16 protein-coding genes are annotated in these 14,494 nt (G+C 65.1%); 11 read left to right on the forward strand and 5 right to left on the reverse strand.

The annotated features are described in order from the left end of the window. The first annotated feature begins 2 nt into the window (after positions 1-2). From cyaY to rnk, 3 genes are all read left to right on the forward strand, one after another. Entirely contained in the window at positions 3-335 is a 333-nt protein-coding gene (gene cyaY, locus CCOS191_RS00740) for an iron donor protein CyaY (RefSeq protein ID WP_023630903.1), read from the forward strand. 1 nt (position 336) lies between these two features. Continuing rightward, positions 337-555, forward strand: coding sequence for a DUF1289 domain-containing protein (locus tag CCOS191_RS00745; protein ID WP_046853678.1), 219 nt, complete (start codon positions 337-339; stop codon positions 553-555). A 155-nt stretch (positions 556-710) separates the two neighbouring features. Beyond that, entirely contained in the window at positions 711-1,121 is a 411-nt protein-coding gene (gene rnk / locus CCOS191_RS00750) for a nucleoside diphosphate kinase regulator (protein WP_046853679.1), read from the forward strand. 5 nt (positions 1,122-1,126) lie between these two features. Here rnk and CCOS191_RS00755 read toward each other — a convergent pair whose 3' ends face one another. From CCOS191_RS00755 to CCOS191_RS00765, 3 genes are all read right to left on the reverse strand, one after another. Then, on the reverse strand, positions 1,127-3,991 hold the full coding sequence (locus CCOS191_RS00755; RefSeq protein ID WP_046853680.1) for a class I adenylate cyclase: 2,865 nt from the start codon (positions 3,989-3,991) through the stop codon (positions 1,127-1,129). A 167-nt stretch (positions 3,992-4,158) separates the two neighbouring features. Next, on the reverse strand, positions 4,159-4,410 hold the full coding sequence (locus CCOS191_RS00760; RefSeq protein WP_028688612.1) for a TIGR02647 family protein: 252 nt from the start codon (positions 4,408-4,410) through the stop codon (positions 4,159-4,161). Between the two features lie 51 nt (positions 4,411-4,461). Then, positions 4,462-4,764 carry a hypothetical protein gene (locus CCOS191_RS00765; RefSeq protein ID WP_046853681.1) on the reverse strand — a complete coding sequence of 101 codons (303 nt, stop codon included), beginning with the start codon at positions 4,762-4,764 and terminating at the stop codon, positions 4,462-4,464. 146 nt (positions 4,765-4,910) lie between these two features. On the opposite strand from CCOS191_RS00765, the gene CCOS191_RS00770 reads away from it, so the two are divergent. After that, a complete protein-coding gene (locus tag CCOS191_RS00770; RefSeq protein ID WP_046853682.1) occupies positions 4,911-5,570 on the forward strand; it encodes a glutathione S-transferase in 660 nt (219 codons plus the stop codon). A 34-nt stretch (positions 5,571-5,604) separates the two neighbouring features. On the opposite strand, the gene argH is transcribed toward CCOS191_RS00770, so the two are convergent. After that, positions 5,605-6,999, reverse strand: a complete 1,395-nt coding sequence (gene argH, locus CCOS191_RS00775; RefSeq protein ID WP_046853683.1) for an argininosuccinate lyase — start codon at positions 6,997-6,999, stop codon at positions 5,605-5,607. Positions 7,000-7,296: 297 nt separating this feature from the next. Here argH and CCOS191_RS00780 point away from each other — a divergent pair, with 297 nt between their 5' ends. The 7 genes from CCOS191_RS00780 to CCOS191_RS00810 all read left to right on the forward strand — a co-directional run bounded on the left by CCOS191_RS00780 (position 7,297) and on the right by CCOS191_RS00810 (position 13,810). Further along, on the forward strand, positions 7,297-8,046 hold the full coding sequence (locus CCOS191_RS00780) for a LytR/AlgR family response regulator transcription factor (protein WP_046853684.1): 750 nt from the start codon (positions 7,297-7,299) through the stop codon (positions 8,044-8,046). A gap of 182 nt (positions 8,047-8,228) precedes the next feature. After that, complete coding sequence (hemC, locus tag CCOS191_RS00785; protein ID WP_046853685.1) at positions 8,229-9,170, forward strand: hydroxymethylbilane synthase; 942 nt, start codon at positions 8,229-8,231, stop codon at positions 9,168-9,170. After that, positions 9,167-9,937 carry a uroporphyrinogen-III synthase gene (locus CCOS191_RS00790; protein WP_046853686.1) on the forward strand — a complete coding sequence of 257 codons (771 nt, stop codon included), beginning with the start codon at positions 9,167-9,169 and terminating at the stop codon, positions 9,935-9,937. The genes hemC and CCOS191_RS00790 overlap by 4 nt, the downstream gene beginning before the upstream one ends. 46 nt (positions 9,938-9,983) lie before the next feature. Next, on the forward strand, positions 9,984-11,084 hold the full coding sequence (locus tag CCOS191_RS00795; RefSeq protein WP_046853687.1) for a uroporphyrinogen-III C-methyltransferase: 1,101 nt from the start codon (positions 9,984-9,986) through the stop codon (positions 11,082-11,084). Continuing rightward, the gene (locus CCOS191_RS00800) at positions 11,081-12,319 is read left to right on the forward strand and encodes a heme biosynthesis HemY N-terminal domain-containing protein (protein WP_046853688.1); all 1,239 of its coding nucleotides are present in this window, start codon (positions 11,081-11,083) and stop codon (positions 12,317-12,319) included. The genes CCOS191_RS00795 and CCOS191_RS00800 overlap by 4 nt, the downstream gene beginning before the upstream one ends. A gap of 292 nt (positions 12,320-12,611) precedes the next feature. Continuing rightward, positions 12,612-13,109: a disulfide bond formation protein B gene (locus CCOS191_RS00805; protein WP_046853689.1), complete on the forward strand. Its 498-nt coding sequence runs from the start codon at positions 12,612-12,614 to the stop codon at positions 13,107-13,109. 230 nt (positions 13,110-13,339) lie between these two features. After that, the gene (locus CCOS191_RS00810; RefSeq protein WP_046853690.1) at positions 13,340-13,810 is read left to right on the forward strand and encodes an Rsd/AlgQ family anti-sigma factor; all 471 of its coding nucleotides are present in this window, start codon (positions 13,340-13,342) and stop codon (positions 13,808-13,810) included. Position 13,811: 1 nt separating this feature from the next. On the opposite strand, the gene CCOS191_RS00815 is transcribed toward CCOS191_RS00810, so the two are convergent. Continuing rightward, positions 13,812-14,477 carry an FKBP-type peptidyl-prolyl cis-trans isomerase gene (locus CCOS191_RS00815; protein WP_046853691.1) on the reverse strand — a complete coding sequence of 222 codons (666 nt, stop codon included), beginning with the start codon at positions 14,475-14,477 and terminating at the stop codon, positions 13,812-13,814. Positions 14,478-14,494 lie beyond the last annotated feature (17 nt).

The following is a 14,494-nucleotide window of genomic DNA, read 5'->3' on the forward strand; positions in this document are numbered from 1 at the left end:
CAATGAGTTTGAGCGAAGCGCGTTTCCACGACCTGGTCGACGCGACCCAACAGGCCCTGGAAGACCTGTTCGATGAAAGCGGCATGGACCTGGACATGGAAAATTCCGCCGGCGTCCTGACCATCAAGTTCGACAACGGCAGCCAGCTGATCTTCAGCCGCCAGGAGCCGCTGCGCCAACTGTGGCTGGCGGACAAGTCCGGTGGTTTCCACTTCGACTATGACCAAGAGAGCGGCAAGTGGGTGTGCGAGAAGAGCGAAGAGCTGCTCGGCGAGATGCTCGAGCGCATCGTCTGGGAGCGGGCCGGCGAGAAGCTGGACTTCGACGAGATCTGAAATGAGCGAACAGCCCAGGCCGCCCAAGCCGCTCTACAGCAATGTGAGCCCGGCGGTGCCGTCACCTTGTATCAGCATATGTCGGCTGGATGAGCGCAAGGTGTGCACCGGTTGCCACCGCCACGTCGAGCATATCCGTGAGTGGCGTGCGGCCGATGACGAGCGGCGCCGGCAGATCTGCCGCGAGGCGCTGGCCCTGAAAGCGGGGGCCCAGGCATAGCCACAATGGCGGTGTGGGCTTGAGTATTTGCCCCGCTGTGTTAGTGTCAGGGTCTGCGTCGGTGACGCCAAGCATTTCACAAACCCCGCCCTTGGGCGGGGTTTTGCTTTATCTGCCTTTAGAAAATTGCCTGTTCAAAGGAGTCTGACTGGATCATGAGCACCAAGCCTTCCCTCATCCTCACCCGACTGGACGTGCAGCGTCTCGAGCGTCTGCTCGACAGCCTCGATGAAAGCACCCCGGGTGTGCTCGCCCTGCAGGACGAGCTGGACCGCGCCGAGAACGTGGTGGGTCACGAGGAAGTCCCGGCCGGCGTGGTGACCATGAACTCCCGCGTGCACTGCCGCGAGATCGCCAGTGGCAAGGATTACCACCTGACCCTGGTGTATCCGAAGGACGCGGGTCCTGAAGGCAACGTCTCGATCCTTGCGCCGATCGGCTGCGCACTGCTCGGCCTGTCGGTGGGTGACCAGATCGACTGGCCGGCGCCGGGCGGAAAGACGCTCAAGCTCGAGCTGCTGGCAGTCGAGTATCAGCCGGAAGCGGCAGGGGACTTCGATCTCTGAGTTGATCAGGGTTCCAGCCGCGCCTGCAGCTGTTGCAGCCCATCGTTGAGTGCCTGTTCGAGCTCGCGCTTGTAGCGCAGGCAGAGGCTGGTGGACCCTTGCTCGTCCTCCAGCAGTTCGGACAGGTCGAGGTCGGTGATGTAGCAGCGGTAACTGCCGCTGCCGCGGCGCTGGCGCAGGATCTGTCGCGCGACCACGGCATACAACTGGTCGCCATGCTCCAGTTCGGAAAACTCCTGCTGGTCGCAGTAAAGGGTGACGTGCACCCCATCGCCCGTGCCGGCCTGGAGGATCGCCTGGACTTCGAAACAGGTCTGGTTCTGGCTGTCCGCGGGTGCCGGCCTGGGTTCCAGGCTGCGCGCCTTGCCTGTGCCGGATGGCAGCAACTGGTAGTAGAGGATGTCCAGTGACGCTTGTTGCAGGCTGTCCAGGGGCAGCAGGGCATCGCGGCGCATCACCATCGCTTGCAGGAAGCGCTGCAATGGCAGCAGCAGGTGCGGCTCGTCCTGTTGCGGCAGCCGCTGCTGCCAGAGCGCATTGTGCTCGTCGAGCACGTACAGGTCGGCCCAGCCTTCGAGCAGACGGTAGAACACCTGGATGCAGCCGGGTTGGCCCTGGGCCAGGACCAGTGGCAGGTCGTGGTCCTGCAGGGCGTGGGTGTCCAGGTGCAATGGGCTGTAGCTGCTGCGCTCCTCGCCGAGCGCCGCCAGCACGGTGTCGTGGTCGGCGAGGCTGGCCAGGGTGACCTGGCCGGGCTGCAAGTCGAGGATGTGGGTGTGCTGGGCCACCTGTAGCAAATAACGGTGATTCAGGCCTTGATCGAGCAGCCGTTGCACGGTGTCGAAAATCTCCTCGACCCGCTGGCTGATGGCTTGGGCGCGGTTGTGGCAATAGCAGCGCACCCGCACCCGCGGGCGATGGCTGCGCTGGCCCAGGCTGTTGAGGAAGTCGCGCAGGCAGCGCACCAGCGCATGCTCGCCGTCGTAGCGCTGGACCAGTACCTCGTTCCAGCTGTTGAGGGTGATCTGGTCGAGGGTCAGTACCAGGTTCTCGCGCACCCCGGCGTAGCTCAGCGAGTCGGTGCGCTCGGTGGTCATCAGGATGTTCAGGTCGCGGTGATGACGCAGCGGGTCGACGCCGACATTCACCAGCAGCAGGATCTCGTCGGCCACGCTCGGCTGCAGCAGGCGCACCTCGCTGACTGTCTCCAGAGGCAGGGGAATACTCTGCTGCAGGCTGCCGATCAGGTTGAACAGCTCGAACTCGCTGAGGTCGCTGGCGCCCGGGTGCAAGGCCAGGCGCGTGCTGCTGTCGATCACGCCATTGCGGTGGGCCCAGGTGAGCAGTTCGAGCAGTTCGCGGCAGCGCTTGATCGGGCTGAAGTGCTCCCACTCGTGTACGCCCAGGTTGCCGTTGTACAGCCCCCAGTGGTGTGTGCCCGGTTCCTTGCGGTTGGGTGACTGCACCAAGGTGAGGGTGTCCTCGGCCAGGTCCGGGGCGATGCCCGGGTTGATCACCTCGATCTTGCCGGCCCGGCGTTCGAAGGCGGCGTAGAGGCGGCGGCCAAGCACATTGAGGTCACGCTGGTCGGCCCGGCTGTTGGCGTTCTGCTGGCGGGCAAACTGGGTCAGGAAGCGATAGCTGTGGTTCAGCTCGGCCACCAGTTCGCGGCGCTCGACGGCCACCTGGCGTACTTTCCACTGGCTGCGGCTGTCGAGCAGCGCCAGCTGGCGCTCGTCCCAGCCCCATTCCTCGGCCAGGCGCCCCAGCAACTGGCGCTGCCAGCCCCCGCTACGGCTGCGACCCAGGTCGCCGAGTTTCTTGTTCACCTTCAGATACAGGCTGCGCCGTACCAGTTCCAGGCGTGCCGGCTCGTCACGCAGGAGCAGGTAGCGCTCGATGCGGCGGTAGACCATCACATAGGGGTCGAGCTCATCCAGGTCCAGCTGGTTGGCGAACACAGCCTGCTTGTAGTCCAGGCTCAGGCAGCGCACCTGCGGGTGTTCGCTGGCGTAGGCCTCGGTGAGCAGCAGCTTGAGCAGCGACTTGTAGGGTGAGTCGATGCCCTTGAACAGCTGCCACAGCCCGGCGCCGACGAACTCGCCCGACGGGATATGCGCCAGGTGGCCGAGGTCGAGGTCGTCCTGGGCACGGATGAAGCGCTTGGACAGCAGGGTCTGGGTGTAGTCGCGGTAGTTGTGCTCCTGGTACACCGGCACCAGCCACCACAGTGGCGTGCGCCCGGCCAGCCAGATGGCGGTGCGGTAGAACTCGTCGAGCAGCAGGTAATGCTGGGTGGTGCCGCAGTCGTCGGAGCTTAGCTGGCTGTCGCGCTCGCCCTGGACGAAGCCCCGGGGTTCGATCAGGAAGAAATGGGCTTCGGCGCCCTGGCTGGCCGCCCAGGTTTCGAGCAGCTGGCACTTGCGTCGCAGGTCGGCCACGGCCTGCTCGTCCAGGTCCGGTGCATGGCACACCCACAGGTCCATGTCGCTCTGTTCGGCCTGGGCCAGCGTGCCGAGGCTGCCCATCAGGAACAGGCCGTGGATCGGCTGCGGCGGCTTGCCGTGGCGTGGCTTGTAGGTGAACGAGCGGGTCAGGCGCTGGGCTTCGGCAAGCAGTTCGTCGTCGGGCTCGAAACCGGAGACACCGGCGGGGGTGGTGCCGGAAACATAGCCTGGCAGCAGCGGATGATTGACGTGGAAGAACAGCGGCAGCAGCGTGAGAACCTGCTGCTGGCGTGTGGATAACCCTTCCATCGCCCGTGCCAGACGGCCCTGGTTGATCTTCAGGAAGCGCGCGCGCAGCTTGGCCAGCTCCTTGCGGTCGATGCCTTGTTCCAGGTCGGGGCGGATTTCGTGGGGGTGGTTCATTGCGCGCTCAGGCAGGCTGGGGAAGCACTGGCGAGTTTAGCCTGAGTGGTGCGGTCGGATAAGGGGTTGCTGGCTTTTTGACGTCAGATTCGCAACACCTGTGCAAGCCATCGACGGTTAAGCCCACTCCTGCAGGTCTGCCGAGCTGCAGGAGCGGTAGCAGGGGTTCAGGCTGGCTGGGCGGATTTCGATTTGAGGATGGTCAGCAAAAGCCGGACGCTTTCAGCGGCATCGTTACCGAGGCTGGTCAGGTAGCCACCATCGGGTTGGTCGGTGAGCCCTTTGTCATGCAGGCGCTTGGCGGCGGCGACCAGGGCGGGGGAGGCGTCGCTGCTAACCTTGATGCCTTCCTGGTGGTTGTCCAGGTTGAACTGGGAAAGGACTTCCAGTTCGGCGATCAGTTCGGGGGTAAAAGGCATGGGCAACTCCTGACTTCGAGACAAGGATGGAAGTCAGGAGTGTAGTCACGCTTATTCGATGTCGCCTTGATCCGCCTCAGGTGGCAGCTCCGGCAGGGCGCGCAGGGCGGTTTCGTACCACTCGGTATCGAACGGGCGATCTTCGTCGAGCATGGCGTCGATCTCGATGGCCAGCACGTGGGCCATGAGGTTGAGGATGTCTTCACGCTCATAGCCGACCAGGGTCAGCTTGTTGAAGGTGGCCTTGGCGGCTGGCGGCTCGCCGCTTTCGATCTGGTTCTCGATCGCCTGGGTCAGGGTGGCCTCGGCGAAGTCTTCTTCATCATTGCTGTCGATGTCTTGGGGTTCGCTCATGGCGGTGCTCCTGTGGTGAGGCGCACAGTGTGCCACGCCTGCGCTGGCAATGCCCGGCCATCAGCGCCGGGCATGGCACTGGCCAAGGGTGGGCAAGGGAGCTATAACAGCCGGGCCAACCCCATACGGCCTTGGAGGCTGTCTCAATGCTCAAGCTTCATGGATTCGCGGTCAGCAACTACTACAACATGGTCAAGCTGGCCTTGCTGGAGAAAGGCGTTCCCTTCGAAGAGGTGCCGTTCTTCGGCGGCCAGTTGCCTCAAGCCCTGGCCATCAGCCCCCGTGGCAAGGTGCCGGTGCTGCAGACCGAGCACGGTTTCATCAGCGAGACCGGGGTCATCCTCGACTACATCGAGCAGACCCAGCCGGGCAAGGCGCTGCTACCGGCCGATGCCTTCGGGCAGGCCAAGGTGCGCGAGCTGCTGCGAGAGGTCGAGCTGTATATCGAGTTGCCGGCGCGTACCTGCTACGCCGAGGCGTTCTTCGGCGCGGCGGTCGAGCCACTGATCAAGGAGCGGGCGCGGGCCGACCTGCTGGCGGGTTTTGCCACCCTCAAGCGCAATGGCAAGTTCGCGCCTTATGTGGCCGGTGAGCAGCTGACCATCGCCGACCTGATGTTCTGTTTCTCGGTCGACCTGGCCTGTGCGGTGGGCAAGAAGGTGCTGAACATTGACTTCCTGGCGGATTTCCCGGAAGCGAAGGCGCTGTTGCAGTTGCTGGGCGAGAACCCGCACATGGCGCGGATCGTGGCTGACAAGGATGCGGCGATGCCGGCGTTCCTCGAAATGGTCAAGAGCAAGCGCTGACTGGAATCGGGGCCGCAAAGCGGCCCCAGATTGCTTAGCGCGAAGCCAGCAGTGCCTGGCCGCGAGCCACTGCCGCGCGCACCTGCGCCGGCGCGGTGCCGCCGATATGGTTGCGGGCGTTGACCGAACCTTCCAGGGTCAGCACGGCAAACACGTCCTGCTCGATCTGGTCGCTGAACTGGCGCAGCTCGTCCAGGCTCATCTCGGCCAGGTCCTTGCCGGTATCGACGCCATGTTTCACCGCGTGGCCGACGATCTCGTGGCAGTCACGGAACGGCAGGCCGCGGCGCACCAGGTAGTCGGCCAGGTCGGTGGCGGTGGAGAAGCCGCGCAGGGCCGCCTCGCGCATGATCGCGTGCTTGGGCTTGATCGCCGGGATCATGTCGGCGAAGGCGCGCAGCGAGTCGCGCAGGGTGTCGGCGGCGTCGAACAGCGGCTCTTTATCTTCCTGATTGTCCTTGTTGTAGGCCAGCGGCTGGCCTTTCATCAGGGTCAGCAGGCCGGTCAGGGCGCCGAACACGCGGCCGCTCTTGCCACGCACCAGCTCCGGTACGTCGGGGTTCTTCTTCTGCGGCATGATCGAGCTGCCGGTGCAGAAGCGATCAGGCAAGTCGATGAACTGGAATTGCGCGCTGGTCCACAGCACCAGCTCTTCGGAGAAGCGCGACAGGTGCATCATGGCGATGCTGGCGGCGGCGCAGAATTCGATGGCGAAGTCGCGGTCCGAGACGCCGTCCAGCGAGTTGCCGGCCACGGCTTCAAAGCCCAGCAGCTTGCAGGTCAGCTCGCGGTCGATCGGGTAGGTGGTGCCGGCCAGCGCGGCGCTGCCCAGGGGCATGCGGTTGGCGCGCTTGCGGCAGTCGACCAGGCGCTCGTAGTCGCGGCTGAGCATTTCGAACCAGGCCAGCAGGTGGTGGCCGAAGGTAACCGGCTGTGCGGTCTGCAGGTGGGTGAAACCGGGCATGATGGTCTCGGCTTCACGCTCGGCCTGCTCCAGCAGGCCCTTTTGCAGGCGGGTGATCTCGGCCAGGATCAGGTCGATCTCGTCACGCAGCCACAGGCGGATGTCGGTGGCCACCTGGTCGTTGCGGCTACGACCGGTGTGCAGCTTCTTGCCGGTGATGCCGATGCGATCGGTCAGGCGCGCCTCGATGTTCATGTGCACGTCTTCCAGGTCGACGCGCCAGTCGAAGGTGCCGGCCTCGATCTCACCCTGGATGGTCTTCAGGCCATCGATGATGGTGTCGCGCTCGGCGTCGCTGAGTACGCCGACCTGCGCCAGCATGGTGGCGTGGGCGATCGAACCCATGATGTCGTGGCGGTACAGGCGCTTGTCGAAATCGACCGAGGCGGTGAAACGGGCGACGAAGGCGTCGACGGGCTCACTGAAGCGGCCGCCCCAGGACTGATTGGTCTTGTCGGTGCTCATGGATTCACTCGTTGAAGGCGTGAACGGAAAAGTGGCGCCGATCATAGCAGGGTTGCGCCCGCCGCCGCAGGGCGCTGGTCGCGAGAATCGTCCGGTAACAAGGGGGTGCGGCATATTCAACGATTGAACGGCAGTGTTCCACGGAGCGTCTACAGTTGGACAAAGGACTGGCGGTGAATCTGCCAGGACAGTGAATCTTTGGCCTTCGCACCGGTCTGTAGCGTGACCGCGTTTCGGTCGCCCCACACTTGTCTACGCTATACCCGTGCGAGACTCACTCAGGAATCCAGCGCAATTATGAATGTCCTGATCGTTGATGATGAACCCCAGGCCCGCGAGCGCCTGAGCCGGCTGCTTGGCGAGCTGGAGGGTTACACCGTGATGGAGCCCAGCGCCACCAACGGCGAGGAGGCCCTGACCCTGATCGAAAGCCTCAAGCCCGACGTGGTGGTGCTGGACATCGGCATGCCGGGCCTCGATGGCCTGCAGGTCGCCGCCCGGCTGTGCGAGCGCGAATCGCCGCCGGCGGTGGTGTTCTGCACCGGCGACGACGAATACGGCAGCGAAGCGTTCAGGGACAGCACCCTGAGCCATGTCGAGAAACCCATCCAGCCCCCGGCGCTGCGCGATGCCCTGCGGCGCGCCGAAAAGCCCAATCGCGCCCAGCTGGCGGCGCTGACCCGCCCCGCAGGCGACACCGGCGCAGGACCGCGCAGCCATATCAGTGCCCGTACGCGCAAGGGCATCGAGTTGATCCCCATTCCCCAGGTCATCTATTTCATCGCCGACCACAAGTACGTCACCTTGCGCCACGAGGCAGGCGAAGTGCTGCTCGACGAACCGCTGAAGGCCCTGGAAGACGAGTTCGGCGAGCGTTTCGTGCGTATTCACCGCAACGCGCTGGTTGCCCGTGAGCGCATCGAGCGGCTGCAGCGCACGCCGCTGGGGCATTTCCAGCTCTATCTGAAGGGGCTCGAGGGCGATGCCCTGACCGTCAGCCGGCGGCATGTGGCCGGGGTGCGCAAGATGATGCAGTCCTTGCACTGAAACCCTTTGACTGCGTGGGAGTGGCGATGCGGCGACCCGACGTGCCCCGCGATGAGGTGTAATGCCCGCCATCGCAATCGCGGGTCAAGCCGCTCCCGCGTGGCGCTTTGCTGATCTGAATCTGCGGGCACGCCCGGAGGAGCTGTTATCATCGGCGGCATTTCTCTGGTTCGGGGCGTTTCATGTCCACTCGCGAAATCCGCATTGCCACCCGTAAAAGTGCCTTGGCCCTGTGGCAGGCCGAATACGTCAAAGCCCGCCTGGAACAGGCGCACCCAGGCCTCGTCGTGACCCTGGTGCCCATGGTCAGCCGTGGCGACAAGCTGCTCGACGCGCCGCTGGCGAAGATCGGCGGCAAGGGCCTGTTCGTCAAGGAGCTGGAAACCGCCCTGCTCGACAACGAAGCCGACATTGCCGTGCATTCGATGAAAGATGTGCCCATGGACTTCCCTGAAGGCCTGGGCCTGTACTGCATCTGTGAACGTGAAGACCCGCGCGATGCCTTTGTTTCCAACACCTTCGCAAGCCTCGAAGCCCTGCCGGCCGGCAGTGTCGTCGGCACTTCGAGCCTGCGTCGCCAGGCGCAATTGCTGGCGCGTCGGCCCGATCTTCAGATCCGCTTCCTGCGCGGCAACGTCAATACCCGCCTGGCCAAGCTCGATGCCGGCGAATACGACGCCATCATCCTCGCCGCCGCCGGCCTGATCCGCCTCGGCTTCGAGGACCGCATTACCGCCTCCATCAGTGTCGATGACAGCCTGCCGGCTGGTGGCCAGGGCGCGGTGGGGATCGAATGCCGTAGCGCTGATACCGAGATTCATGCCTTGCTGGCGCCGCTGCACCATGCCGACACCGCTGACCGGGTGGTGGCCGAGCGTGCCCTGAACAAGCGCCTCAATGGTGGCTGCCAGGTGCCGATCGCCTGCTACGCGGTGCTTGAAGGCGAACAGCTGTGGCTGCGGGGCCTGGTTGGTCAACCCTCCGGTGGCACCCTACTGGTGGCCGAAGCCCGCGCTGCGCGCGTGGATGCCGAGGCCCTGGGCGTACAGGTCGCCGAAGACCTGCTCGGGCAGGGCGCCGAGGCGATCCTCAAGGAAGTCTACGGCGAGGCCGGCCACCCGTGAGCCCCTGGCGCCTGCTGCTGACCCGCCCTGAAGAGGACTGTGCGGCACTGGCGCAGACGCTGGCCGACGCGGGTATTGCCAGCGCCAGCCTGCCGTTGCTGGTGATCGAGGCGCTCGCGCCGGACCCGTCGCAGGTGCAGCACCTGCCGACGATCGCCGAGGCTCAGGCCATCATCGTGGTCAGCAAGCCGGCGGCCCGCCTGCTGCTGGAGCGGCTCGCCCAGGCGGGAGTGAAGCCGCCTTGCGCAGGTTGGTTTACGGTAGGTGAGGCGACGGCGCGAATTCTTCAGGACCATGGGCTGCAAGTGGCCTTTCCAGCGGCCGGTGACGACAGCGAGGCCTTGCTCGGGCTGCCCGCCTTGCGCGAGGCTATTGCCGCGTCAGCGAGGCCTCGCGTACTGATCGTGCGCGGCCTCGGAGGTCGTGAACTGTTGGCAGAGCGTCTTGCCGAGCAAGGTGCTAGTGTCGATTATCTGGAATTGTATCGCCGCTGCCTGCCCGACTACCCTACCGGAACCCTCGCCCGACGCATCGATGGGGAACGCCTCAATGGCCTGGTGGTCAGCAGTGGGCAGGGTCTGGAACACTTGCATCGTCTCGCGGCTGCGGACTGGCCGCGGTTTTCCCGATTGCCGCTGTTCGTGCCCAGCCCGCGGGTAGCCGAACAGGCCCGGGCACTCGGGGCGCTGGATATTGTGGATTGCCGTGGCGCCAGCGCCGCGGCCTTGCTGGCAGCCGTGCAGCGAACCGCTGCGCCTGCCCCTTAAGGCGCTAAGCTAGAGAGCGATGCGCCACCATGCAAAGGATGGATACGTGAGCGAAACTGTCTTGTCCAACACCGAACAGCCCTCGGCGCCCGAAGCGCCGGAACCCACCTCCGCCAAGCCCGCCCGACGCTCCGGCAACGGCTTGGCGCTGCTGGCCCTGCTGCTGGGCGCCGCAGGCGTCGCGGTCGGCGGCTGGGGCGTCTGGCAGGTTCGCCAGCTGCAAGGCAGCGAGCAAGGCCAGGGCGAACACCTGCAAGCCCTCAACCAGCGCGCCGACGCGCTGCAGCAGCGCGAGCAGCAGCTCAGCGCGCAACTGGCCAGCCTGCCGGCGGCCAGCGAACTGGAAGACCGCCGTCGCCTTGTGGCGCAACTGCAGGGCGACCAGCAGCGCCTGAGCCAGCGCCTGGAGACCGTACTGGGCGAAAGCCGCAAGGAATGGCGCCTGGCCGAGGCCGAGCACTTGCTGCGCCTGGCCACTCTGCGCCTGTCGGCATTGCAGGACATCACCAGTGCCAAGGCGTTGGTCGAGGGCGCCGATGAAATTCTTCGTGAGCAGAGCGACCCGGGCGCCTTCGCCGCCCGAGAGCAGTTGGCACGCAGCCTGGCGACGCTTTCCAGCACCCAGCAGCCGGACCGTACCGGCCTGTTCCTCAAGCTCGCCGCGCAGCGCGAGCTGGTCCAGCAGCTCAGCGCCCAGTCGCCGGAGTTCGACAGCCAGGCCGACGCCATGGGTGCCCTGACCGCCGATGGCGACGGCGCCAGCCGTTGGTCTCAGTGGTGGGCGGAAATTTCCAAGTACTTCCAGATCGAGTTCAATGCCGACGACAACGTCCGCCCGCTGCTGTCCGGCCAGTCGCTCAACCAGCTGCGCCTGGCGCTGAGCCTGACCATCGAACAGGCGCAGTGGGCGGCGCTCAATGGCGAAGCCAAGGTCTACACCCAAGCCTTGGACGATGCGCGCAGCGTGTTGCTGGCCAACTTCAACCCGGACAACCCGCAGAGCAAGGCAATGCTCGACAACCTCAACCAGCTGGCCGACCAGCCGGTGTCGGTGGTCACGCCTGACCTGAGCGAGAGCCTGGCTGCGGTGCAGGCCTATATCCAGCGTCGTCACCTGCCGGCCACCGCCGAAGGGGCCAAGCCATGAAGCGCGTCTACCTGCTGGCAGTGCTGGCGATCGTCATTGCCGCGGCGCTGGGCATCGCGATCGCCAAGCACAGCGGCTACGTGCTGATCGCCTACGGCGGCTTCCGCTACCAGTCGGGGCTGTGGGCGGCACTGGGCGCGCTGGTCGGGATCGTCCTGTTGTTGTTGCTGGTGCGTTACCTGGTCGGGCTGGTACTGACGTCCTCCGGGGTGGTCAACCCATGGTCGCGGCGCAACCGCAGCCGGCGCAAGCGCATTGCCGTCGAGCAGGGGCAGCTGGACCTGGCCGAGGGGCGCTGGGCGAGTGCCCAGCGCCACCTGCAGCGTGCCGCCGAATCCGATCGCCAGCCACTGCTTTACTACCTCGGCGCCGCCCGTGCCGCCAACGAACTGGGCCGGGTCGAGGAGCGTGACCAGTTGCTCGAGCGCGCTCTGGAGCGCCAGCCCCAGGCAGAGCTTGCCGTGGCCCTGACCCATGCCCAGTTGCAGATGGACCGCGGCGAAGGTGACGGGGCGCTGGAGGCCCTGCAGGCCATGCAGGAGCGTCATCCGCATAATGCGCAGGTGCTGCGCCTGCTGCACCGTCTGCACCTGGAGCGTGGCGACTGGCCGGCGCTTATCCGCCTGCTGCCTGACCTGCGCAAGCACAAGGTGCTGCCAGCGGCCGAACTGGCCGATCTGGAGCAGCGGACCTGGGGCCAGAACCTGGGCCTGGCGGCGACCCGTGACGAGGACCCGCAGGCGGCGCGCCAGGCGCTCGAGCGCGCCTGGCAGCAGTTGACCAATGCCCAGCGCCAGGAGCCGCAGCTGGTGTCGGCCTATGCCGAGCAGCTGCGCCAGGTCGGCGCCCAGGGCGAGGCCGAGCAGGTGTTGCGCGGCGCGCTCAAGCGCGGCTACGAAAGCCATCTGGCCCGTTTGTATGGGCTGGTGCGCGGTGAAGATCCTGCGCGCCAGTTGCAGACGGCCGAGGGCTGGCTGAAGGAGCACCCGCAGGACCCTAGCCTGTTGCTTACCCTGGGACGCCTGAGCCTGCAGAATCGCCTGTGGGGCAAGGCCCGTGACTACCTGGAGAGCAGCCTGCGCATGGAGCGCAATCCAGAGGCTTGCGCGGAGCTGGCGCGGCTGCTGGCCGGGCTTGGCGAGACCGAGCGCAGCAACCAGCTGTTCCAGGAAGGCTTGGGGCTGCTGGATGAACGTCTGCTGGCGTTGCCGCTGCCGGAGGGGGTTCGGGCCTGAAGGGGCCTGGATTCGCCCCACGCAGAGCTCATTGCCCTCGTGGGCCGGTGCCTGGCACCGGCTTTGCGGGTGATCGCGGGCAAGCCCGCTCCAGCAGGGGCGGGGCATTGCCCTGGGATGTGCAGGTCAAGGTGCTGAATTTTCCTTCGCTCGTGTCGGAATGTTCCCACTTCCCGTGAAAATGATTCCCTATCCATTCAGCGACTTGTCTGTGCTGTAGCGACTTGATACAAAGCGCCCCTTTCCTCTACCGTTTCAAACCACATCTCTTCTTTTCGGATCACCTTCGCCCATGTCGCTGGCCTGCCTGCGCAGCTTTTTCTTTCCCGCCTTCCTGGCCGCCGTCGCTGTGCTGGTGGCGTCGTTTCGCCTCGAGAACGTGGTCGGCCTCGACCCTTGCGCGCTGTGCTTCAGCCAGCGGCTGATGTTGGGGCTCTATGCACTGGCTTGCCTGGCCGCGGTCATCCACGCCGGTCAGCAGCGCTTGCATGCCTGGCTGGCCTTGGGGTTCTCGGTTGCCGGCGCATTGCTGGCCGGTCGGCATGTCTGGTTGCAGGCCGAGCCGTTGCCGGTCAGCGGTTGTCATCTGCCGCTGGCGCACCTGATGGAGCGCCCATGGGGCGAGATCCTGCGAACCTTCCTGTTGGGCAGCCCGGACTGCGTGTCGATCAACTGGAGCTTTCTCGACCTGACCCTGCCTGAATGGAGCCTGCTGGCATTTCTGTTGCTGGCCGCGCAACCGCTGTCGTGGCTGGTGGTGTATCGATTGCGCCACGGCGCGGTGGCTTGATCCAGCGCAACGAGCCGGGGATTGCGCGACCAGTGGTGGCCGGCAGAGGGATTAAACGCTTGTATGAACTTAGTCTGCTGCGTACCTTGATGGGCAGGTCGCGCGGGAATAATCTCCCAGCACGCATACCGAAAATACAACTGCTCGATGCCGTTTGCTGATGTCACCTTTGTGCCACGGTGTTGTGTCGCGAGGTGCAGCGGCATCTACCCAGAAGGGAAGAGATCGCCATGCTCGATAGTTGCCAGAACGCCCAGGAACGCTGGGGCGGTGTTCACAAGCTGATCGATCGTTGGCTGGAGGAGCGCCAGGAGCTGGTGCAAGCCTTCCGCGCCCTGCGCGATGCCAAGCCGGCGTTTGCCGACAAAGAGAAGAATCGCGATTTCTGCGCGGTGCTGGTGGACTATGTCTCGGCCTGGCATTTCGAAGTCAGCGAGCAATTGGTCAGTGAAGCCAAGGCATTTGGTGATACCGGTGCGTTGGAACTGGCAAAGCAGATCAACCCACGCATCGATGACAGCACCCAGATCGCCCTGGCTTTCAATGACCATTGCGAGAAAGGCGAGTGCAGGGATACCGAGCGTTTTGCCGAGAAGCTGGCCAAGCTCGGCGGCCTGCTGCACGAGCGCTTCGAACTGGAAGATTGCCTGATCGAGGTGTTGCACAACGCCCACAAGCAAGAAGACGCGGTGCAGGCCTGATTCAGTCGGCCACGTCCAGCAGTTCGATCTCGAACACCAGTGGGGTATAGGGTGCGATCAGGTCACCCGCACCGTCGGCGCCGTAGGCTTGCGCCGACGGGATCACCAGGCGCCATTTGGCCCCCGCTTTCATTCTTGGCAGCGCCACCTGCCAGCCCTCGATCACCGAGTCCAGTTTGAACCACTGCGGTTGCAGGTTCTGGTCGAACACCGTGCCATCCGGCAGCTTGCCCACATACCGTACTTGCACGCGTCCATTGGTCTTGGGCTGCGCACCGCTGCCGCTGGCCAGTTCGCTGTAGAGAATGCCCTCGGGCAACTCACGTACCCCGGCCTTGGTCCGCTCACCCGCGATAAAGCGTTTTTCGGCCTCCACCAGCTTGTCCACCTGGGCCTGCTCGGCGGCGGCGTTGGCTTGTGTTTCGTGCTGCTCGAGGATGGCCTGCATGCGTGACTTGGCGATCCGTGGCGGCTCGCCCTGGTAGGCTTGGCGCAGCCCTTCGACCAGTGCGTCGAGCTGCAGGCCGGGTACTTCCTGACGCAGCCGTTCACCGAGGCTGGAGCCCAGGCTGTAGGCCAGGTCGCTGTCGTTGGTGGGGGCGGTTTCGGCGTTGGCCAGGGAGAGCGGCATCACCAGGCACAGGCCGAGAATCAGATAACGAGGCATGGAGGTCTCCTGCGGCA

The sequence above is a fragment of the Pseudomonas sp. CCOS 191 genome (assembly GCF_001007005.1).
In the GTDB taxonomy this organism is placed as follows: Bacteria; Pseudomonadota; Gammaproteobacteria; order Pseudomonadales; family Pseudomonadaceae; genus Aquipseudomonas; species Aquipseudomonas soli.